The following is a 21,761-nucleotide window of genomic DNA, read 5'->3' as shown; positions in this document are numbered from 1 at the left end:
AGGTTTCATGTCACCACGTGTCAAATACTGGTTTTTCCTCTTCGCAATTGTGTTGATAACCTTCAGCGTTATTATCGCCAGTTTTGCCGGGTCCTGGCACAGCCTCGCGACCGAAGAACAACTCTATTTAGAGCATCTTATCGGAAAATTAATCCCGTTTCCGATTATTGGGGCTGCCTTTCTTTGTGTGATTATCGGCGGACTCGTCAGCCTGCTTTTCCACAACTACATCATCCCGATTTTGCAGATGGGTGAAGAGATCCGCCTGATTTCGACAGCCAATACCGACTACCGCCTTAAGCCTAAAGGGGCGAAAGAACTCGTTCATCTCGCCGAGATTTTCAATGAGTCGGCCGACACCTTTACCCGCATGCAGAGGGATATCGACATACATATCGCACAGTCCAAGGCTCAGCTCAAGGAGGAGCGGAATCGTCTCGCAGCGCTCATGTCCGAATTGCCCCACGCCGTTCTGGTCTGTAACAGCGATGGTCAGATTCTTCTCTACAACACCAAAGCCAAGACCCTCTTTGACAAGAAATCGGCAGTAAATACCGCCACTATCCAACCCATGGGATTAATCGGTCTCGGCCGCTCTGTCTTCGGTCTGCTTGATCGCGACCCGCTGGCACACGCGCTTGAAATGCTGAATCATGCTCTTGCACGCGGCCAGTCGACCCCCATCAGCAGTTTCATGATGTCATACCATGGTGGTGCCTACTTGCGGGTCAACATGGCCCCGGTTCTAGTGCTCAGGGATGGGAAAGAGCAGATGAGCGGGTTTGTCCTCACCCTGGAGGACATGACAGAACAAATCGCTGCCGACACGCGACGTGATTCGCTGATCCGCTCCCTGACCGATGACCTGCAGGGGACCTTGAGTGAAATCAGGGATTCGATCACGCAAATCCTCGACACTCCGGAGATGAAGCTGGAGCAACTGCAAAAAAACCGAAAAACCATCGACCGGGCCTCTCAGGTGCTGGAGCAGACCATCCAACTGGCGCGCAACAACTATATGACCCATCTGCGGGCCCAAAGTAAGGTCGAGGATATTCCCGGCGAGAGTATCCTCGAAGTGCTGGCCAAGAACATTACCGACCGTCTCCACTGTCAGGTCACTTTTCACAGCGAGACCAACATCTGGCTAAGGCTTGACAGCTATTCCTTTGTCCAGACTCTCTCGTACCTGGCTGACATGCTCAACATGCATCACGCTATCGATCACTTGCAGTTCAAGCTCACCACTGAAGATGATTACTTCTCCCTGTGGATCGAGTGGTATAAGTCGATTGACGACAGCCTGCTTAACAACTGGCGGGACTCCCCTCTGATAAGCAACAGCCGCGGCGAAACCTTCAGTTTCGTGGACCTGCTCGAGAAGATGTCCGGCAACATGCAATATCTGACTTCGGACGGCGGCAAAAGTTTCCTTGGCATGAAAATCAACTATGCCAAACAAGACAGAGATCTGACCCTCTCAATCCACACCAGCATCGAGCATCGTCCAATCTCCTACGAGTTCGATCTCTTCGAGCGCCGTGGTGATGACGAAATGGCCAAGACCCCGCTGCGCAAACTGACCTTCGTAGTCTTTGACACCGAAACCACCGGCCTGAATCCCTCGGAAGGGGACGAGATTATCCAGCTCGGAGCCATCCGTATCGTCAACAGTCAGATTCTGCACCATGAGACTATTGATCAACTGGTCGACCCAAGGCGCCATGTCCCGGCGGCTTCGGTTGCCATCCACGGGATCAATCCCGAACTGCTCATCGGCCAGCCGACGATCGACAAGGTCCTCCCACAGTTTCATAACTTTGCCGACGGGGCCGTACTGGTCGCACATAATGCGGCATTCGACATGCGTTTTTTGCAGCTAAAGGAACAGAAGTCCGGCGTCCAGTTCTCCAACCCCGTCCTCGACACCCTGCTGCTCTCATCGATTATCCACCCGAACCTGAAAGGACACGGCCTCGAAGGGATCGCAGAGCGACTCAACATCACCATCGTTGGCCGACACACGGCACTCGGCGATTCGATTGTAACCGCTGAGGTGCTGATCAAGTTGATTCCGTTATTGGAGGCACAGGGGATCATCACCCTGAAGGATGCCTTGATTGCTTCAGAAAAATCGGCATTTGCAAAGATTGAGTATTAAGTTTGGGTGTTGGATGTTGGGTGTTGGGCGCAAAAAGACTATTTGAAAAAACGCAGAAATGAGAGTTTTTGTTTCAACCTAAACCAGAGGCTGGTTAGTTGTCCGGCCTGACGTGACATGCTCGCGACATTGCGCCCGCTGATAAGCGCAAAAACCACCAGGGCCCCGACCAGCATAAGCTCTCCGACACCAAAGCCGAACATCAGCGGCACCTCCTGGGTTTAGCGAGCCTGACTCCCTCAGCGCAGAACAATACCAGCCTCCCCGGAAATCACCCGGCCGATCTCAAAGGAACAAACCTGTCGACTCGCCAGCTCCTGCTGTAATCGCGGCAGCAGTTCCGCCGCCACCGCAATCAACAAGCCACCAGAGGTTTCAGGGTCACAGAGCAGGTCAAGGACAAAGGGTTCAAGTGTCTGAGCTTGAACAGCCCTGGGCAGATAATACTTTCGATTGCGGTGCAATCCGGCCGGCAACAGGCCTAAGGCCGCCATCTCAGCGACCTGCGGGTAAACCGGCAGGCTCGCGGTCTCAATCTCGAACCGGACCTGGCTGGCCTGCGCCATTTCCATACTGTGTCCAAGCAACCCGAAGCCGGTGACATCGGTTGCGGCCCGCACACCGCTGGCCATGCACGCTGCTGAGGCAGAAGCATTCAAGGCGATCATCCCGCCGATAGCTTCTGAAATTCCAGCTTCCGTGACGACCTCACCCTTAAGCGCCGTAGCCAGAATTCCGCAACCAAGCGGTTTGGTCAACAGCAGCCGGTCACCGACCCGGCAGGAGGTGGCGAGCATCATTTGCTCAATCTCAACAATACCGGTGACCGCCAGACCATATTTCGGCTCGTCATCCTCCACCGAATGCCCACCGGCAATCACGGCGCCGGCCGCAGCCACCCGTTCGGCACCGCCTTTAAGCACTTCAGCCAGAACATCTTCGCCCAGCTTCAGCGGAAATGCGACCAGGCTCAACGCGGTCAGCGGGGTTGCGCCGACCGCGTACAGATCGGAGAGCGCGTTGGACGCCGCGATCTGACCAAAGATAAAGGGATCGTCGACCACCGGGGTGAAGAAATCGACCGACTGCACCAATGCCCTCTTCTCGTCGATGCGGAAGATACCGGCATCGGCAAAGGGAATATGCTGCGAAAGCAGACGGGGATCGTTAAATTTTGGTATCTGACCCAGTACCTGGGCCAGGGCCTCGGGGCCTATCTTGGCGGCTCAACCTGAGCTGCGCGACAGACCGGTCAGGCGTACCCTGTTGGTCATCTTATCTCCTGCAAAAATATGGCTTTAGCGAAAAGCATGCTGTCACAACGCGCCCCAACTGCCAAGTGAATTCAGTCCTCTTTTTCAAGGACAGGTAAATTCCAGGCGAGACGGATATCGCCCTGACGCCGGGTGTATTTGCAGCCGTCGAAATGTTCGAGCAGTGCCTGGGCCAGTTTTCGCCCGCCGCCGAACAGGTCCCGATACTGAGCCAGGCTCAACTCAGCAGTCTCGACGAAATATTCAACCAGGCGCTTCAGGGCCAGCGCGTAGGCCGATTTTGCCAGATAACTTTCACTCGAAAGCCGCACCAGATCCCCTTCCCCCACCAGATAGACGACTAAGGGTTCGACCTCGGTTTGATTCAGCTTAAGATCTTCAATCACCTGATTGAGACTGGCAACCTGGCAACCCTGCTGCTCAAAATGCTCTAGCAGCCTTCCCAGTTGCTCCGCCTGCTGCGGACTAACCTGTGGATACCAATCCGGCGGTGCCAGCAGATCATTCACCTTCTTCAGCCTGGCCGCCGCCAACAGCTGCTCAAGCAGCAGATCGAAACTGCGCAAGGCCAGCACCGGTGGCAAGCTCTCTTTGAGCGTGGCACGCGCAACGCCATGCGCCAGCAGATTCTCTGCCAGGATATCCGCACAGCGCTCCTCCAGCTGATCGAGCCAGGCGGTCTGCAAGCCGGCCGTCAACCATTGTTCGCCAAGCTGGCAGAGCTCTCCGCTCTCGGTTAACTGCTCAAGATTTTGCAACAACAGATCGCGAGAGAGGCCAGTCAGCTTCTCCATGTCACGCAGGCGCGCGGCCTTGAGCTGCTCCACCGCATGCAGCACCGCACCGCTGCTGCCGCTCTCCAGTTGCTGCAGGCGTTGCAAAACCTCGGGACGAAAGCGCCGGTGCTTCTGCGGCAGCGCATCGAGAATACATCCGCCGCCGATGGTCGTCACCGGTGAATAACTGCGGATCACGAAAGGATCGCCGCGCCAGGCGGCCAGGGGACGATCGAGGACAATCTGTGCCAGAGCGCTGGCTCCGGGCTCAAGGCTGTCCGCCTCCAGCAGCACCACACGACCGACGGCACGCGCGGTGCCGAGGTGCAGATGCACAGGATCGCGGAACTTGAGTGGTCTTGGTGCCTCGGGCAACAGTTGAAGACGCACATCAATGCGCTCGGTGACACAGAAACGATGCGGGCTGGCGACCACCGAACCACTTTTAAACCAGTCACGCTCAGCACCGGACAGGTTAATCGCCAAGCGCTGCCCCGCTTCAGCCGACTCGACTTTGTTACTGTGAACCTGAAGCTCCCGCACCCGCACCCGCTTTCCGAGCGGTAAAACTTCGAGGCGGTCACCACTGCGCACGGTGCCTGAAACCAGGGTCCCGGTGACCACGGTACCGAAACCGCTGATACTGAAACAGCGATCAACCGGTAAGCGCACCGGCCCGCCACTGTCGCGCTGTGGCAGTTTGATCGCCAGCGTCGTCAGTGTCTGCAACAGCGACTCAAGCCCAAGTTTCTGCCGTGCCGAGACCCGGCAACAGGGAGCGTTTTCCAGGAAGGTCCCGGCCACCTGCTCGCGAATCTCCTCTTCGACAATATCGAGCCATTCCTCTTCGACCAGATCGATCTTGTTCAACACCAGAATGCCGCGCTTGACCTCAAGCAGCTGCAGAATCTGCAGATGCTCCCGAGTCTGAGGCATCACCCCCTCGGCAGCATCGACGACCAGTAGCACCAGATCGATGCTAGCGGCACCCGCCAACATCTGCGGGATAAACCTCTCGTGCCCGGGCACATCAACGACCCCGGCCAGGCGCCCATCCAGCAGATGCAGCGGGGCAAAGCCAAGTTCAATCGAAATACCGCGCGCTTTTTCCTCTTGCAAGCGATCGGTATCGACCCCGGTCAGGGCCTGAATCAGGGAAGTTTTGCCATGGTCGACATGGCCAGCGGTCCCGATAATAACGGGTTTCAGAACGGAAGATTTCATGCGCCCCGCTTGACAGGTGAATCAGGCAGCAGCAGGGTTTTAAAGATATCAACAATCAACGACTCCTCCAGCGGATCAACCGTGCGCAGATTAAGCAGCAACCGCCCCTCGTGGAGACGGCAGACCAGGGCCGGGGTTGAGGCACGTAACCCCGCGGCCAGCTGATCAAGAGACAGAACATCAGAGGTCAATGCCAGCGCCGGACCGGCTAATTCAGCTTCGGGCATCGCACCACCACCGACCCTCGCCGCATCCTCAATCAGCTCGACACTTAAGCTCAAGGGTTCAAGTTTCAGCATCAAGCGTCGACTCCGTTCCTCCAGCTCCTGCACGCCGACACCAAAATAGGCCATCAACGGGATCTTGCTCTCCTCACCGGTCAAATAGAGACGCAAGGTCGCTTCAAGGGCTGCCAGGGAGAGCTTGTCGATGCGCAGTGCCCTGGCCAAGGGATGCTTGCGCAGTTTGTCGACCCATTCCCGCCGGCCGAAAATCAGCCCCGCCTGCGGTCCGCCCAGCAGCTTGTCGCCACTGCAGGTCAGCAGGTCAACCCCGGTGGCCACCGCTTCGGCAATCGTCGGCTCATACGGCAGGTTGCTGTTGGGCAAAGGCTTAAGCAATCCGCTGCCCAGATCTTCCAGCAACGGGATACCGGTCGCGGCGGCCAGAGCCACCAACTCTGCGGCGGTAACGCTGCTGGTGAAACCAACAACCTTATAGTTGCTGGTATGAACCTTGAGCAGCAGCGCCGTATCAGGTCCGAGCGTCTGTTCATAGTCGCGCAGATGGGTCCGGTTAGAGCTGCCGACTTCATGCAACTTCACCCCCCCCGCCTCCATCACATCGGGGATGCGAAAAGATCCACCGATCTCGACCAGCTCACCGCGCGAAACCAGGGCCTCTTTCCCTTTGGCCAGCGCGGTCAACGCCAGAAGCACCGCCCCGGCATTATTGTTAACCACCATCGCCGCCTCGGCCCCACTCAGACGACAGAGCAGGTCTTCGACATGGGTGTGTCGCGACCCGCGACGGCCACTGACCAGATCCATTTCCAGGTTACTGTAACCACTGGCGACCTGCTGAATTTGTTCCAGCGCCGCGACCGCCAAGGGGGCACGTCCCAGGTTGGTATGCAGCAGAATCCCGCTGGCGTTAATGACGCGACGCAACGAGGGCTGGCGAAATTTATTCAAGCCGACAATCACCGCTCTGGCGATCACTTCGAGCGCAGGCACCTTTGCTAATGCGCCGCTTAATAACTGCGCACGCAAGTCAGCGATCTGTTGCTGGATCTCGGCGGTTAAAAGGTGGGCAGGCCAGTCTTCATGCACCAGGCCCTGAACGGTAACAAGAACCCGATCGACACCGGGCAACTTGCGGAGTAAATTTTGCGGATGAGAGCTCACGATAAAAATCCCTACTCGGCAGGAAGATATTCAATTCATAGAACCAAGCCTGATTCTAACATGCGGGTTCCGAACTGGCCACGCGATATTAAACCAACCCATATCTTTCCTGTTGACAGTCACAAGGGCCTTTGTTATAAACGCTCCACTTGTTCGGGGCTGTAGCTCAGTTGGGAGAGCGCTTGAATGGCATTCAAGAGGTCCGCGGTTCGATCCCGCGTAGCTCCACCAAACATTTCAAAGGGTTAGCCGTTTTTTGGCTAACCCTTTTTTAGTTCAATCTGACCACATCTGACTACATTTAGTTGTTGTGTTAAATCCAGCTCCCGCTGATCGCAACCAGACCACCAGCAATCCCCGCCAGCGCGTCCAATATTTCCGGCGTTCCCTTGCTGCTGATCTTGTCGTAAAGCTCTTTTACTATAGCGGCGGCTACCACAACCACGAGCGCAACGAGTGGACCGAAAAAGAGGTTACAACCTGCGCCGAGGATTGCGGAGTAGAAGAAGTGGCCGAGTTTGTCGGCTGGGATCGTCGGTAACTTAACCATGCACGCCCCCACCAATGATGCCAATTGACTGTTGAATAAACCCAAGTGAAACGCCGTCAATATCGAACTGCTCAACAGGGAAAGTGATCGGAGCATAGACCGCAGGGATCGTATCACCGTTCGTGTCTAGTGTCGTCGGCCATTCCACTCTGATCAGTTCAGCCATAGGATTCCCTCCGTTCGCCTCAATGTACTCCAGAGCCATAGCGTAGGCTTCTGTAATCCTCATCGTCACGTAGCCACCGAAGACGGGTGTATTGACAAAGCCGAGGAAGTCCTCCGTGATCTTTGCATCTGGGTTGCCCCCTTCCCCATACATAGCAAGGGATAGTTCGGCAAGTGCAACCAGCGTTGCGTGAGGGTCAGCATCGAAGGGTGCTTTGAGCTTTAAGATTGCATCTACCATTATTTACTCCATGCAATGCTGGTAAGGTCGAGAGTAGCATCCTCTTTCAGGTCCGTTATATTGCCAATATCCGTCAAAGCCCCCCACGTTGGAGAGACAAGGGCATTGGTATCAACCAGAGTCCCGTTGAGGTAGAGCGTCCCGAGGGCGAAGTCAATGCCGACAACATCAGCATCAGCAAGCGTTACTGTATGCGTCAGGATATTTGTTCCATCCGTGAATTGCAAAGCTGTGCCTGTGTAGGTCAGCGCGTTTGTACCGTCACTCAGGAAGGTTTCCGATAATCCTGACGGCATGATACGCAGTTGGATACGATCAGCACTGAAGACAATTGGAGACGTCTGACTCGTTGCTGCGCGGGTGACCGGGGCTGTAGTTGTGGGGATGTGGCTTGTTGGTACGGTCTCGGCGCAGAAATCAGCGGTTGTAACAGTACCAGTTTTCGTAAGTGTCAACGTCCCTGCTGTGGCTGTGAAGGTCAATGGACTGCCCTCTGTTGCTACACCTGAACCTGTACCGGACGCTGTAATGCTTCCCGTTCCTGTCATTGAGAGGACGTAAGCCTGTGCAGTAGTCGTGATGTTCTGAGTAACTGGTGCATCTGAATTAAGAAAGAGATTCGTCGCCGCCCCCTCATGCAACAGATAAGGCATCTTCCCGGTGTTGTTGTAGCGACCTCCGTATTGCCACACGACGGATGACGCGACATTCGCCGCTTCGGTTACGGGGGCTGAAGTTGTTACAATATGAGGCTGTTGTGCTGGTGTGTAGGTTCCACCGATCAGATCAAACGTGCCAAGTGTTCCTGCTACTGTGACCGTTACTGTTCCTGCGCCTGTGACTTCAAACCAGATATAGCTACCATCCGTTCCGTCCGTCACAGCACCCATAGCCGTTGTGCTTATAGTAGCGGTCCCTGCTGATACCGTAACCGTACCTGTTCCTGTAGCCCAGAGAGTGTACCAGCCTATTGCAAGGCTTCCTGTGGTCTGTGTGATAGGTGCGCCAGAGTTCAGAAGGTAGTTACTTGCCGCTACCCGCCTCCCCCCATCCAGCACGTTGGTCGGGTTGCCGAGGGCATCGACTTCTGTGACGGATACGTTGTCGATGGTGACAGAATAACCTCCCGTAATCATTCGTACACGGATGGTTGCAAAGGTAGCAGTTGCAGTAAAAGTCCTTTCGTATGGTCCATTTACTAGAGCTTCATGAGAGGCATCGACATAGAACCGTGGTGCGCCAACGACACCAGACACATCACATGAAACAGTGTAGGTGTTTCCTATCGTGGTAACTATACTCTGATAAATATCCTCATTCACTCCCGTAGACGTACAGGAAGCACTACCACCTGAGATGGCCCAGTTGCCATTTTTCACCCACCCATAGTCAACATCAAAGCCCCCATTGACCACCCGCTCCTCGTACATCCTGCCCAGAGAGTCGCGCAAGGGGCTAGTGAGGCTGGTGTTGGGGATGAGTTTGAGTGAGACATCACGGTAGACTGCCGTTCCTGTGGTGTAATTGAGAATTTCAATGGTTAGATAGACACTGGAAACGGTTGTTACTTCAAAAGTGTTAATACCTACCGTCAGCGGAGTCAATACGCCACCAACCCTGACAGACACAGTAGCTGGTGCATTAATAGATATGAGATCGATTGAAACCTGATATTTAGCACCAGAGGTAACAAAAGGAAGTCCCGTTACATAAGCTGAACTTGATGACCCATTTCTGGTTTGAGTTGTAACTCCATCAGTCTCTGAGATTGTCGCCCCAACTCCAGCGACAAGTAGAGGGGTGATGACTTCCTCCCCCATCGCCACAGACTCATAGTAGTAGTCATGCGGTTCAGCAGTGCCAAGCTGTCTCTTGGTCGCGTCAGGGCCTATTGCTTCATTGTTCATCCGTGCAGGCAGGTCGAGATAAGCACCGTCTGCGTTGGTGGGGTGGAGGGCGTTGCCTGCTCCGTCATCGTTGAGCCAAGTGCCCGCGTCATACCGCATCCCCTCACTGACAGGTTCATCAGCCTGAGAGGTGACGAGCTTCAGCCCTGTCGTAGCATCCCAAGCGCGAACAGTTGCCGGGGAGCCACCACGGGTGAAGGTTGAGTCTGCTCCAGTCGTGGCAGTGCTATTGAGGACGTTGCGCAAAAAATAAATAACGCTGGTAGCGGCTGATCTGGCGCGGTGAAATATGGTGGTCCCGAGGCCAATCATCTCACCACTCCGCGATCAGGTCAGCGGCTGGGGTTCCGCCACCGTCGGGGGTTGCCCAGACGCGGGTGAAGGCGCCTTCCATGTATCCGGCTGGCATGTTTTTGTAGGTTACGGTGCCGCTTTCCTTGGCGGTGACTTTGATATCTCCGCCGGTGCCGATGTAGATTCGGCGGGTGACGTTGGGCAGATCTACCGTGTCGCTTGGGGTGATCGACTGGATGTTAGCCGGGATGCTGTTGAGGTCATAAACTGCACCTTCAAATTTATCGCCCATGATGTGGCTCCTTTGGGTCAGGGCCTCTGGTTTCGAGGCTGGTTTATGTTAACTGGTTTGTTATTTAAAAAGTTTTCTGTGCCGCTCCACTAAATTAAAACAACTTTCTCTCCGGCTAATTCAACAACCAGCGCCAGGCCAGTGACAGTGTATGTGGTGCCGTTGGTGCTGACTTCGACGCGATCTCCAACCCGATAGCTTCCGCCAGGGTTACCGGCGATCAGGGCTTCTCCACGAGTGCTGCGCAAGCTTAAAGTGGCTCCATGGTCAGAGATGACGGTGGCGACTAACAGGTTGCGCTGGTCGATGTTGAGGCTCTTTTTAATTTTTGTCAGGGTGTCTGCCATTTAAACTGCCTCGTAATATTCGACCAGCAATTCGTATTGCACACCATCTTGTGGCGTTATGCTTTGTCGTATCGCCAACACCTGGGCTTTTTGTGCAGTTTCTCCCAGGGCGCCAATGGTGATGGCGACTAAATCACCTTCTTGCAGCGCGGCGCTGGCGTCGCCATTAACATCTAAACGGTCAACCAGTAAGGTGCGACGATGCTTGTGATAACAGTTGTCATTAACCGCGACGCTGCCAACCAGTTGGGCCTGATCTTCGGTGACGATCAGCGGGTGGGTGATATCTGCCAACCAGATGACATTCACACCGCCGACCTGATCGTCGGCTTCAGCAGCGGTTAAGCTGATATCTTTAGCAACCACCAGGTTCGGCGGCGGTGAGCTGGTTGCGGCGGTCAAGCCGGTGGCCGTGGTAAAGCGCCAGGTGTATGTGACTGCCGCGCCAGTGACCGGGGTGGCTGTCAGCTCAATGGTGATGCGGTCGCCGTAGCCGCTAGCGGTTGGTGGGGCATATTCAACGCGCTTACCATCTGTGATGCTGGTGGTGCTTGGGGTCACGCTTACCCCGTTAACCAGGAGGGCCACGCTGCTGATGCCGCTGGCATCGGTTACATCGGCCGTCAGTGACCAATCACGGCGCACGGCGCTGGTATTTTCGGCGGGTGACTGGTTAGCTATCAGCATCGATCATCCTTGTTTTGTAGGGCATCTTCTTATTCAGGTACGCCTGACGCTTTTTGCAGCCGCCGCAGGGCTTAATACCGAGGGCGCTGGTCAGCTTGGCGATGCTGTCACCCAGCCCGCGGGAACTTCCGGAGCTGGTCACAATACGTGGTTCGCGGTTATCACTCATGGGCGTTTCCAGTCGTAGGTTATTGGACTCACTGTCATCTACCAAAAAGGGGGACATATCCACTCCGACCAAGCAAAGTTACGAACATAGATTTGCGAGCACCATGCCTCTGTCATGCCCATCTCACCCCAATAGTCTCCAAAATAAGCAGACAGCCATACCCCAGCCGCACAATCGAAAATAAAGACAGGCCATGAACTCGTGCAAGGGGTAATCGATCCTTCTGATCCTTCTGTGCGGCCAAAAGTAATATTGTATTGATCTTTGCCTAAGGTAAAAACGTGATTACTATAGGTGCCACCACTCTCCGGGTTGGTTTGATAGTCACGCATGACCCATCCACCACCAGGCTGTCTGACAACGATTGCCGCACTGACGCCACAATCATCCATAACACTAACAATGGCTGAGGCCCTGGTATTGTCCCCATAAACGCAGCTTAAAACAGTTAATATCTCACCGGTGGTGGGGTTGATCGTTCCGCCGGTGTAGCTATAGGTATAGGGTGCGATACCACCGCTGGCGCTATAAATATCCCCGACACTGGGGGCATCTGAACCAGTCAAAAACAGCGCTGGCGCAGTCGCGCAAGGCGAGGCACATAACTCAATATCACCGGTGACAGCAACATGCGGACAGAGCAAAATATCTGATGATGGTGCCGATATTTTTTCACTGGTGCAGAGAAAGATATCCATTTAAACCGCCGGCGCAGTAATGGTCCAGCTGAACGGATAAACCTCACCATCAATCGTTGCGGTGCCGTTGTTGGTGCCGATGACGCCGCAGTCAAACGTAAAATATCCACTGCTATCGGTCTGCCGGTTAATCTGGCCGTTACATAATGAGACCCAGACCCCGGCGTGGGGTTGATTGTCGCAAATCAGGCGCCGCTTGCCGCTGATATCGCCATCGGTTCCACTATCGGCGACGGCATCTGTAGTGCCGCCCGGAGGGTTGGCACCCGCTGGGTAGCTGACCGTTCCAATGGCGCTGTCATCAGTAATAACCCGCACGACCTCAATACTAATATCGGCGCGTTGGCTGCCACAGACGGCAGAGATGCGGGCGCGGCCGATAGATGCCCCGGCGGTGAGCACAGTAGTGGCCACTCCGCCGCTGGTATAAGAGCGGGTGCTGGACAAGCGGCCATTGGACTGCCCATAAAAACTAAATACGACCGGGGTGCCATCAGAGACAGGGCTTAAGTCGGCCTGCGTGACGGTGGCGGTTATCGTTGCGGTGCCGGCATCGTTGCTGATATCGGCGGTCGTGTTGTAATTGATATCAATTGTGGTTGAGCCGAAAGTGAAATACTGGCCAGCTCCAGTGACCCGCAGGTAAACCCGATTTTCACCGCTGACAACCTTGCGCGTAATATATTTAACCGTGAGGATACTGGAAATGGCGACACTCCCCGCGACCGCGTTTGCTACCACGACATAGCCATCAAACCCGATTGTGCCGTCTGCATAGGTATCTGAGTGCACCACCAGGTTTGTTTCTGCAACCTGCGTTTGCCCCACAATACTGCTGCCAACAAGGATTTGCGCCTTGTCACTTGCAAGGTCGATGCTGGCCACGGCAGAACCAAGCAATGATAACCAGGTGCTACCCTCCTGACTTAAGGCTCGCGCGATTATCTTGGCCGTACCAACTGTAGTTCCGCTGCCTATCGTGGCTTGTGCCATGCCGTTAGCATCGCACAGCACAGAAGCCGGGCTGATGCTGGCTGACAGGGGGCTGCCGTTATAGGTTTCATAGTCGATTATCACGGCCGTGCCGATTGGTCCCGGAGTGATCCCCAAGGTGATACTTGTTGTATTGGGCGTAGCTGAACCGCCGGTGTAATAATTCACGCCGCTGCGGTTGCTGTCGGTGCTGCGATAAACGCCGATCACCCGGCCGAGAGCGGCGCTGGTCGATACGGCCAGCGCTCCCGTGGTGCTTTGCGCTTCGCCCAGGATTTCATCGGCCTGGTCGGTGAGCGTAAAACTGACCTCCTCTGCCTGGGTATAACTGACGATAAACAGTTGGGTGCCGTTATCCGGGACGGTGATGCTGCTTGAATTAAAAGCCGACCAATCAATCCGCGATCCCTTGGTTGGGCTTGCGGTGGTGCCGGTGTTTATCCAGACAGCCTGCACCGCATAACAACCGGAGACGGGTATTTCGGTGTAACTTCCGGCTGTGATCGCCTCTTCGACTATTGCCCGCTGTTGCACCAGAGCGCCGTTAGAATCATAAACTTTAGCTATAGCTACTGCGGTGCTGACGCCATCGGCGGTAATGCTTGTCGGATAAACACCGCACAAAATAACCGGCAGTTGGGGCCGCGTGTAGTTAGCCTGCTCACCTTGCACCCGGACGGCATTGCCTGGTTGTTTAACCCTCAACAGCTGATAGTTAAGGCTCTGCGCATCAATATAGGTGCGGGTCACAGACTCGCTGAGTGACATACTTGGGTGGTCATAGACCTCAAAGTTGAGGCCATCTGTCGAGACACGCAGCTTGGCGCCGCACTTATCGACCAGCTCTTTCAGCAGCGCCCAGCGCTCACTGCGACTTACCAGAAAGCGCCCACCGGGTATGACTGGATCTTGACTGGCCAGCCAGATCACACCTACGGCGTCGCCGCTGCCACTATCGACGTAACGGGTGCAAATCAGGCGGGCCATGTCGCTGGCTAAGATGTCGGCGCTAAAATCATAAGAGATAGGCGGCCAGTCTGTGATAATACCCGCCCAGGCGCGGCCGCTGATGCGCGGATAATCGTGTGCTTTAGAGACGCTGCCAGACAACTCTTCTATTCTAAAAAAGCGCAGGCTGGTGCCGTCGCTCAGGCGCAGGCGCGCGCGATCGCGGTTGGTCTCTGGATCGAGCAGTCCGGCCGGAAGATCGATATTTGCGGCGAAAGTTAGTGACACATCAGGGATCACCTGCGACTCGCTGCCGGTGCCACTTGACACCTCACGCACCTGACCATTATCAAGAGCCTGCCAGACAAGAGAGCTATCTTCTATTCCAATCTGCCAGGGCATCATGTGTTGTCACCCTTATCGATTGCCGCCGCCATCTGCTCGAGACCGCTGGCTCCGGGGCTGACGTAGCCGGTGCCCTTAAGCTGTTTGGTGTTCAGTTCGTTATATTTTTGCACTACGCGATCAAGATCGCTGATCTGTGAATCGGCTGAGACCTTGGTATCAACCGCCAACTGTTTCTGGCTTTCGCTCAAACTCTTGAGAGCGCCATCGGTGATCATCTTGACTGATGCGCTGGCGTTTTCAGCCATTTTCGCGAAGGCGGCGCTGGTCGCATCCTGCTCGATCTGGACCTTGCCGAGGTTGACTTTGGTTTTTTCAAGCTGGGCCTCAAGCGCATCAAGGTTGCCGTTGGTGGTGCCGATATCGTTATAGGTCTCTTTGACAGCGACACTGGTATTGACCCCCGGAATACGCCCTATCCCTTCGAGCAGGCGGATAAACACCAGGCGCAGGTTGTTTATGAATTCCAGCGACCAGATCTGCACCTGGCCTAAAAAGACATCAAACAGCCCACGGATCTGCTTGAAGCCGCTCACCGCAAGAAGCAACATTTCGGCGGCTTTAATAACGCCGCGTACGATACCCGGCAGAGCGTTGAGGGTGGCGATGATGCCAGCCATGATCTTGGCGCCGAAGTCTTTGGCCAGCTCATCAAACTTGCCGGATTTTTTTAATTCGGCGATCTTATCGATGACTCCCTGGACCATCTTTTTAAGGCCATCAAAGACGCCCGTATCCATCACCGCGTTACGGAAGCTGAACCAGGCATCACTCAGCATGGAGATTAAACCATCCCAGGTGCTGGCCATATCTTTGGTGGCGTCTTTGAATTTACTCTTTGGGTCGTTCCAGGCTTCCATCAGTTTTTTGCGGGTTTCGTCAACCGAGTAGGTAACCCCCGCCTGAAATCCGAGCATGGCAAGAATGCCGCGCTCGCGGAACATATCGGCGCTGGCGGCACCCGCTGAGAGCATGCGACTGACCTGCTCGGTAGCCTCTTGAATGCCTAAACCAGAGACGGCAGCAAGATCGCCGATCAGCGGCATCCACTGTTTAATCTCGCTGACGCCGCCCTTGAGGATACCTGCCAGCTGTGTAGCGCTGCCCATGACCTGGTCATAAGCAAAAGGCACCCTGCCGGCATAATCTGCCATTGCCTTAAAGAGCTTGTTGCCTTCTTTTTGCGACCCGAGTAAATGGTTTAAACGGATGCGATAATTTTCACTGGTACGGGCTGCATCAAGAAATGATTTACCAAGCAGACCAATCCCACCACCGGCGATAGCACCACCAATAAGGGTTTTCAGATTTAGGACTGAAGAGCCAAACCCCTTGATGCCACCAGCAACGCTTTTAATAGCGCTGAGCGCGCCCTTGGCGCTTCCGGTTATGATGATTTGGGCGCGGTTTTTAGCCATTTTTTTGCGCCTGCTGATCTTTCAGCTTTTGATAAGCGTCACGCCAAACCTTTAGGAAAAAGCGCGGGTTCCGGACCAACAGCCAGCACCCCTTGAAAAACAAGATCATCGCCAAGCCTCCTGCTTAACCATGCGGACATGCTTGCACCAGGTTGAATACACCCAGCCCAAACCGCGTAGAATTAACCCGATAAACGGCCGCATCAGAACAGCCCCAACCACACGCCGCCAGTGATGTTGTAGGGCAGGTTCCACTGAAAATCGCCGTTGTCGTCGCTGACTTCCGGGCCGTTGTACTGGACATCTTGCTGCAGGATGTAAAGCTGATTCCCGGCGACCCCTTTGGTGATTTCGATGTCGGCGACAGTGCCGGCGAAAAATGCGGTGAAGGGCGCGGCATCTTCCATCCAGGGGGTTATTTTTCCGGTGGCTTCAAAGTTATTTGCGAAGGGCAGATCAGAGATTCCGGATGAGTTGATGCCGCCGATCTCGCGGCGGGTCTTAAGGCTGAACTCGGCCTGCTTCATATTGGTGGCGGTTGAGCCGAGAATAAGATTGCACTCAAGCCCGACCAGCTCGGGTGAGTCGTCATAGACTGGGGTATAAGGGTCAACCGTGGCGGCGGTATCGGTACAGCTGGATGTGCGCAGGGCAAAGGTTGATTTGATAACATCTTCATCGCTGATGCTGACCGCCATCGATTCGCAAACAGCATCGACACACAGGTAGCGGATCGACTTGATATATTGCTCAAGGGTGAAAAAGTTGGCGGCCTCGGTGCCCAGGTGAAAAAAACTGACACCAGCGCTTATTTCGGCCCCATCGGCGGGGGCCAGACTAAACGCTTTTGAAACCGTGTAGGTATAGGGACCGGCCCCGGTTTTGCTGTCGACAATGCGAATCTCAAACCCTGCACCGATCGCCACGCGCACCAGCTGACCGACGGTTAAAGAGGCAGCGCAATCAAACCCGGTGGTGGTACCAGATCCGATATCAACCGTATCTGCAGCATTCACGGCCTTGGTACCGAAGAGCGTTTCTAAAAAAGGTGATAAGCCGTTGGGAGGGGTTCCGGCGGTTCCGCTGCCGCGCAGTTCCATGTTGTATCCGCCTTCACCGTAGCGACCCGCGACAGACTGCTTGCTGGGAAAGCGGCCAAAACGGTTAAGACCGCGCTGGATCTGGCGGCCTTTTGGGAAAACCAGGGTGGAATCCCGGTTAAAATCAACGGCATCCGTATTGGCGATGCTGGCCGCGGCCCCTTTGGCCCCTTGCATTTTTGCGTAAGCGGTAACGTTCGACTTTCCGAACATGGCAAATCTCCTTTACAGGCGTTTAGTTATCTCGATCTCCATCACCCCGAAATAAACCGGGTGAAGGATCCCTTCGTCGTTAACGGAATCTTTAGGTACGGTGCTGCTGGCATTACCTCCACGGGTGGTATCTGCGGAGACTGCGTCCTCGATCGCTTCTTCAAATTCAATGGCTGTCTGATTGGCGGTGTCACGGGGATCACCTGCGGTATCAGCCTGGTAAAATCCAAAATAAAGCCGGACGGTGTGGTTCCCCCGGGCGCGACGGTTGAGACCGTTTTCACGGGTTACCCGCGGGCGGGTCATTAAAACAACGGGACACTCACCCATGCTGATTTCTTCGCGGTTGCGATAACTGGTTTTAACGGTGATGCTTTTCCCGAACCTCGCCTGGCAAAAAGCATCAAGAGCACTATCGCTTTCAAGGGTGCTTTTTAGATCGAGGATGGCGGCGAGTATGGACATTGGTTCTCCGTAAAAAGTGGCCTTCTGATTGGCCGTAGAATTGACGAACTTTGGGTGGTGCTATGGTTGCCCTGGGCCATTTTCGGCCTGGTCGAGGCAGCGCTGGTAATAATCAATCACAGCCCGTTGTTGCCTGATCGCCTTCAGATATGTTTGATGATTTTCGGCCATCGCTTCATATCCCTTAGAGTCGAAAACAAACATCGGCTCGCCGTCGATATCAATTACTGTCGGCGGGTGCGGCCTTAGCTGTGCCCGGTCTACTGTCGGCGGATCCGGACAAACCATCACCTTTACGATTGATGGCGGACTCAATATCGCTGAGCACCCGCTCAGTAGCGCGACGAGCAAAACGAGTAATAAGACCGGGCTTGGCGGCGGCCAGTTTGCGCAGGTCGTGATCATCAAACTTTTTGCGATACTGCTGCGCTTCTTCTCGGGCTGCGGCCAGATCTCGATTGATGGTGGTGATGTTTTGCTTTGCATTTTCAATCCCCTTGCGCAGTTCCGTGGTTTCAAGCTTGGCGCGTTGCATGCCCTCGATCGCGGTGTTCCGTTCGCCGGTCAGGCGGGTCACCTTGCTGTTGAGGTGCGAGATGTAAAAATAACCACCGGCAACAACCGCCAGAATGATAAATCCAAGGATGGCAGGGCCCCAAAGTTTGCGGGTTGCCAAACCGGCCTTGAGTGCTAAGAGGCTAAGCATTTTTATCCTCCTTGTGCCGGTGGTGCTGGTAAAGCCCGAGAACGGTAGTAAGTAGACCGACCACGATGCCAAGTGCCGTAGCTACTGCCGAGTTGATCAAGTTGATATGTGTAAAGACTTGAATAACGACCCATGAGATCAGCAGTACTGCCCACAGCAGCGACAGACGGCGAACCAGCTTGTGCTTTTCGAATAGATCGGAAATCTTCACAGCCCCGGCCTTTCTTCCCCAGCCAACTGCAGCAAAAACCCGCCCTTGGGGAAGTTCATCCCTGGGCAGGTTTTACTCGAGTAGTCGCAGTGATAAACGATGCGCCTCAGATCCATCTTGTAATGTTCCATCTGCTGCCGGCACCAGGCCGCGGCGACATCAAGCAGATCGTTATCGGGTGTCGTCAGATCAAAGTTGCCGACAATGCACAATCCCAAATACGATGCGTTAAGGGCCGGGCAATGCGCGCCCTGCATTTCTATTGATCGCCCGGGGACAACCCGAATCTGCCCGTTAACTCGCTCAACAAGGGCGTGATACCCGATATCGTCCCAGCCATTGGTTTGGATGTGATAACGGCGGATTGCATCTGCATCGAGGTGCGATCCGTCAGTTGTCGCGCTGTGGTGGATACAGATCCCGATCGGTGGTTTTTTGAATTTATCCATTACCGTTTCCGTTTCCGACGAGTTGCTGAATTTCTTTAACATCGACCTTCATTGCATACGCCAGGGCAACGACCAACTTGGTAATGGCATCGAGCTTTCGCTCAAGGGATTGTTCTGCCTTAATGCCCTTTTGTGAGCACTTTTCGCAGTCTTTTTTTGTGACATAGTCAGCAGACCGCATGCGTTGCATGAACATCTTGATAAGTTCAGAAATCAATGTGAGCCCCGCATATCCTGCGATAAGCAAAAAGGCGGTTCCAATATCAACAGTCATCACTTAAACCCCCTCTTCGCTATAGCTTTTGCAATTTCATCCTCGATCACATTGGCGACCCCGACGGTCTGGTTGAAGCGCTCAAACCCATCGGTAATAAACGGGCGGGCCCCAAATTTGCTGGACGATCCGGTGCCGTCATGGATAACGTTTGAATAGATGGCCGAATCGTAGACCATGGCTTCAAGCTTGCCGGTGGTGAAGGTTTCTCCGTCTGCGGTTTTGCTGACTCCGGGCTTTAACCAGTTGAGCATGCGGCGCAGGTGCCCGGTTTCGACCGGGACGGGGTAGGACCCCGGTTTTCCACCTGCGCCACTGAGAAACTTATGGGCTTCACGCATGCTGCCTTTGGCGGCTTTAGCCAACCCGCGCGCGGCAGCCGGATCAATATCGTTGGTTAACAGGCGCAGGCCGCTGAGGATGATCTTGTCGCCCTGCACTGTGACGTTAAGGCCAAGCATCAAGCATCCCCATCGAAGTGGCTGGAGATGGCGACCCCGCTGGAAAATCCAGTGCCGTCGGTGGTTGTTCCGGAGGCGATTTTACTGATCCACATTTCGGCATCGGCTTCGAACTTTTCTTGTGTACGGCGCAGCTTAAAAGCGTCTATGCCATCACCCAGCTTGATATCCTGAGCGATCCGGACAAAGCGACGCTGAAAAAGCTCGGCACAGATCAGGCATTTTTCGGCGCGTTTCACATAAGTTCTGGTTGGTGCGGTGGTGCTGTCATAAGCGGTTGCGCCAACGCGGCCGGCTAATATTTCGGATTGTTCGGTGATGACACTGGTGAGAAAAGCAGGAAACCCGGCAGTATTGCTGCCGAACATTTCTGGGGAGAAACCCATTTCTATTATTTCGGTGGCTGTAACTTTGGCGGGCATGGGTTTTCTCCGTTGGGGTTTAAAAAAATAGGGCGGGCGATCAAGCCCGCCCTATTTCAGATAGAGAGTCTGTGCTGGGGCGGTTTAGGACAATGCGCAGCGACGATGTTGCAAGGTGCTGGCGATCGCGCCGTTGTAAGCGCCGGTCCAGACATGATCAGCACCAAGCTTCAGCTCGTTGCGTTGTGGTTCGCGGGTGTTCAGATCATCCCACTCGCCACGCACCGATTTGTAACCAGGCAGTGACACATAGTAGGAAGTTGCCGCGATCTTGGTGGTGGGGATAACCCCGGCGATCATCCAGACAATCTGGTTGTTGTTGGTATTGGGATTGGTGAAGACCGCCGCCAGGGCTTTGTAAATACGAGCCATCAGGTTGGGGTGGCAGGTGATATAAAACTTGCTGCCGGAGCTGATAGCTGCACCCGCGGCTTCGAGATCGACCATGATCTGGGCACAGGCGTTGTTGATGGTTGTGACATCGTCGGTGGCGAAGGCCTGGTTGATGCCGGCGCCAAGGGCGGTCAACATGCCGTAGAACAAGTTAGCCTTCTGGTCGTACCAGCGCTTGACGGTATCCTCGGTCAGGGCGTCCATCTTGTAGAGCTCGTTAAAGCGGATCCAGTCGTCCAGAATCGGGAAACCACCAGTGAAACGCAGCATGGATACGTTTGTTTGTGCTGATTTTGGCAACTTGCTCAGCTTGGCTTCTTCACCAGGGACCTGCTGATAGAAGGTGACACCACCGGTGATGTCATTCATCTCGAAGGTCTTACTGGTTGATTGACGCATGTCGATCTCTTTAAACAGCGCCTCATAGCCGCGGTCGGGAGCGTCGATCGTGTCGCTGCCGGAGACGATGATTGGGGGCGCACTGACGACCATGGTCGGATCAGCACCAAGCGCCTTGGTACCCAGCACGTCGGTTGCGGCCTTGGCCCCCAGCGGTTGCTCGGACAACGCCTTAAGCGCGACGCTGATGGCACCAAGGATCATAGCCTTTTGATCAGCTTCGGGAACCTGGCTCAGCTTTGACCAATCAATAACTTTTTTTCCGAAAAGCTTCATGTCTATCCTCCGTGAAAAAGTGAGTGTCAGAGGCGAGGGCTGGGGCGCAAGCCCCTGGACTCCTCACTCCACACGATTAATTTTCGTGCAACTCAACCAATACCGTGGTGTCGGCAGCAAGCGCTGCTTCTCTGACGATACCGGCCCGCGTGTTAGCCGTGGCAGTGGTGGTGATATTGCCTGCAGTGGCGTCCCAGTAAACGACTGTTCCGGCAGGTTGGGCCTGGGCAGCAACCTTGGGAAATTCGACCGGCCCTCTGAAAACATAGGACGTTTCAGCGTTGGCATCTGCGGCGTTACCGGCAACCAGGACCTGCCCGGCCGATACGATAATTTCGCCATCAAGAACGGCGGCGGTGTGTGCCAGGATTAAAGTCAGCAGCATGCTGAGTGAGGCTCTGATTGTTGCGATTTCGTTGGCCATGTTCGTGCTCCTT

General features: G+C 54.8%; 25 protein-coding genes and 1 tRNA gene. 2 read left to right on the top strand and 24 right to left on the bottom strand.

The annotated features are described in order from the left end of the window. Positions 1-7: 7 nt before the first annotated feature. The gene (locus D888_RS0105700) at positions 8-2,161 is read left to right on the top strand and encodes a 3'-5' exonuclease (protein WP_020675580.1); all 2,154 of its coding nucleotides are present in this window, start codon (positions 8-10) and stop codon (positions 2,159-2,161) included. Between the two features lie 38 nt (positions 2,162-2,199). Here the strand turns inward: D888_RS0105700 and D888_RS23940 are convergent, their stop codons facing one another. The 4 genes from D888_RS23940 to selA form a co-directional block, all read right to left on the bottom strand. Beyond that, positions 2,200-2,364: a hypothetical protein gene (locus tag D888_RS23940; RefSeq protein WP_020675579.1), complete on the bottom strand. Its 165-nt coding sequence runs from the start codon at positions 2,362-2,364 to the stop codon at positions 2,200-2,202. 36 nt (positions 2,365-2,400) lie between these two features. Beyond that, entirely contained in the window at positions 2,401-3,435 is a 1,035-nt protein-coding gene (selD, locus tag D888_RS0105690; protein WP_083928779.1) for a selenide, water dikinase SelD, read from the bottom strand. Between the two features lie 71 nt (positions 3,436-3,506). Beyond that, positions 3,507-5,435, bottom strand: a complete 1,929-nt coding sequence (gene selB / locus D888_RS0105680) for a selenocysteine-specific translation elongation factor (protein WP_020675576.1) — start codon at positions 5,433-5,435, stop codon at positions 3,507-3,509. Further along, complete coding sequence (gene selA, locus D888_RS0105675) at positions 5,432-6,841, bottom strand: L-seryl-tRNA(Sec) selenium transferase (protein WP_020675575.1); 1,410 nt, start codon at positions 6,839-6,841, stop codon at positions 5,432-5,434. Before selA ends, selB begins: the two co-directional genes overlap by 4 nt. A 155-nt stretch (positions 6,842-6,996) precedes the next feature. On the opposite strand from selA, the gene D888_RS0105670 reads away from it, so the two are divergent. Continuing rightward, positions 6,997-7,072 (top strand) — tRNA-Ala (locus tag D888_RS0105670). Between the two features lie 82 nt (positions 7,073-7,154). Here the strand turns inward: D888_RS0105670 and D888_RS20800 are convergent. The 20 genes from D888_RS20800 to D888_RS22925 all read right to left on the bottom strand — a co-directional run bounded on the left by D888_RS20800 (position 7,155) and on the right by D888_RS22925 (position 21,748). Beyond that, positions 7,155-7,391 (bottom strand): hypothetical protein, encoded by a 237-nt coding sequence (locus D888_RS20800; protein WP_020675574.1) that lies wholly within the window; start codon positions 7,389-7,391, stop codon positions 7,155-7,157. Continuing rightward, entirely contained in the window at positions 7,384-7,797 is a 414-nt protein-coding gene (locus D888_RS0105660; RefSeq protein WP_020675573.1) for a hypothetical protein, read from the bottom strand. The genes D888_RS20800 and D888_RS0105660 overlap by 8 nt, the downstream gene beginning before the upstream one ends. Further along, a complete protein-coding gene (locus D888_RS0105655; protein WP_020675572.1) occupies positions 7,797-10,016 on the bottom strand; it encodes a hypothetical protein in 2,220 nt (739 codons plus the stop codon). The genes D888_RS0105660 and D888_RS0105655 overlap by 1 nt, the downstream gene beginning before the upstream one ends. A gap of 1 nt (position 10,017) precedes the next feature. Further along, entirely contained in the window at positions 10,018-10,290 is a 273-nt protein-coding gene (locus D888_RS20795) for a spike base protein, RCAP_Rcc01079 family (protein ID WP_020675571.1), read from the bottom strand. A gap of 89 nt (positions 10,291-10,379) precedes the next feature. Next, positions 10,380-10,637 (bottom strand): hypothetical protein, encoded by a 258-nt coding sequence (locus tag D888_RS0105645; RefSeq protein WP_020675570.1) that lies wholly within the window; start codon positions 10,635-10,637, stop codon positions 10,380-10,382. Further along, positions 10,638-11,324, bottom strand: coding sequence for an Ig-like domain-containing protein (locus D888_RS0105640; protein ID WP_020675569.1), 687 nt, complete (start codon positions 11,322-11,324; stop codon positions 10,638-10,640). It lies immediately after the preceding gene. Further along, on the bottom strand, positions 11,311-11,493 hold the full coding sequence (locus D888_RS20790) for a hypothetical protein (protein ID WP_020675568.1): 183 nt from the start codon (positions 11,491-11,493) through the stop codon (positions 11,311-11,313). The genes D888_RS0105640 and D888_RS20790 overlap by 14 nt, the downstream gene beginning before the upstream one ends. Positions 11,494-11,531: 38 nt before the next feature. Further along, the gene (locus D888_RS0105630; RefSeq protein ID WP_020675567.1) at positions 11,532-12,191 is read right to left on the bottom strand and encodes a hypothetical protein; all 660 of its coding nucleotides are present in this window, start codon (positions 12,189-12,191) and stop codon (positions 11,532-11,534) included. Further along, positions 12,192-14,537 carry a hypothetical protein gene (locus D888_RS0105625; protein ID WP_020675566.1) on the bottom strand — a complete coding sequence of 782 codons (2,346 nt, stop codon included), beginning with the start codon at positions 14,535-14,537 and terminating at the stop codon, positions 12,192-12,194. Then, the gene (locus D888_RS0105620; RefSeq protein WP_020675565.1) at positions 14,534-15,955 is read right to left on the bottom strand and encodes a tape measure protein; all 1,422 of its coding nucleotides are present in this window, start codon (positions 15,953-15,955) and stop codon (positions 14,534-14,536) included. Before D888_RS0105620 ends, D888_RS0105625 begins: the two co-directional genes overlap by 4 nt. Positions 15,956-16,158: 203 nt before the next feature. Further along, entirely contained in the window at positions 16,159-17,268 is a 1,110-nt protein-coding gene (locus D888_RS0105610; RefSeq protein WP_020675563.1) for a phage tail tube protein, read from the bottom strand. 12 nt (positions 17,269-17,280) lie between these two features. Next, entirely contained in the window at positions 17,281-17,733 is a 453-nt protein-coding gene (locus D888_RS0105605) for a hypothetical protein (protein ID WP_020675562.1), read from the bottom strand. 220 nt (positions 17,734-17,953) lie between these two features. Then, positions 17,954-18,439 (bottom strand): hypothetical protein, encoded by a 486-nt coding sequence (locus D888_RS0105595; protein ID WP_020675560.1) that lies wholly within the window; start codon positions 18,437-18,439, stop codon positions 17,954-17,956. Continuing rightward, complete coding sequence (locus tag D888_RS0105590) at positions 18,432-18,650, bottom strand: hypothetical protein (RefSeq protein ID WP_020675559.1); 219 nt, start codon at positions 18,648-18,650, stop codon at positions 18,432-18,434. Before D888_RS0105590 ends, D888_RS0105595 begins: the two co-directional genes overlap by 8 nt. Beyond that, positions 18,647-19,099 carry a peptidoglycan recognition protein family protein gene (locus D888_RS22930; RefSeq protein ID WP_020675558.1) on the bottom strand — a complete coding sequence of 151 codons (453 nt, stop codon included), beginning with the start codon at positions 19,097-19,099 and terminating at the stop codon, positions 18,647-18,649. The genes D888_RS0105590 and D888_RS22930 overlap by 4 nt, the downstream gene beginning before the upstream one ends. Continuing rightward, positions 19,092-19,376 (bottom strand): nucleoside phosphorylase-I family protein, encoded by a 285-nt coding sequence (locus D888_RS0105580; protein WP_156826952.1) that lies wholly within the window; start codon positions 19,374-19,376, stop codon positions 19,092-19,094. The genes D888_RS22930 and D888_RS0105580 overlap by 8 nt, the downstream gene beginning before the upstream one ends. Continuing rightward, on the bottom strand, positions 19,373-19,834 hold the full coding sequence (locus tag D888_RS0105575; RefSeq protein ID WP_020675556.1) for a hypothetical protein: 462 nt from the start codon (positions 19,832-19,834) through the stop codon (positions 19,373-19,375). The genes D888_RS0105580 and D888_RS0105575 overlap by 4 nt, the downstream gene beginning before the upstream one ends. After that, positions 19,834-20,256: a hypothetical protein gene (locus D888_RS0105570; protein WP_020675555.1), complete on the bottom strand. Its 423-nt coding sequence runs from the start codon at positions 20,254-20,256 to the stop codon at positions 19,834-19,836. Before D888_RS0105570 ends, D888_RS0105575 begins: the two co-directional genes overlap by 1 nt. 84 nt (positions 20,257-20,340) lie before the next feature. Then, positions 20,341-21,324 (bottom strand): hypothetical protein, encoded by a 984-nt coding sequence (locus tag D888_RS0105565; protein WP_020675554.1) that lies wholly within the window; start codon positions 21,322-21,324, stop codon positions 20,341-20,343. Positions 21,325-21,400: 76 nt separating this feature from the next. Then, positions 21,401-21,748, bottom strand: coding sequence for a DUF2190 family protein (locus tag D888_RS22925; RefSeq protein WP_020675553.1), 348 nt, complete (start codon positions 21,746-21,748; stop codon positions 21,401-21,403). Between the last annotated feature and the right edge of the window lie 13 nt (positions 21,749-21,761).

Source organism: Geopsychrobacter electrodiphilus DSM 16401 (assembly GCF_000384395.1).
GTDB classification, from domain to species: domain Bacteria; phylum Desulfobacterota; class Desulfuromonadia; order Desulfuromonadales; family Geopsychrobacteraceae; genus Geopsychrobacter; species Geopsychrobacter electrodiphilus.
Note: the sequence above shows the minus strand (reverse complement) of the source record. Positions and strands in the feature narration are given on the sequence as shown.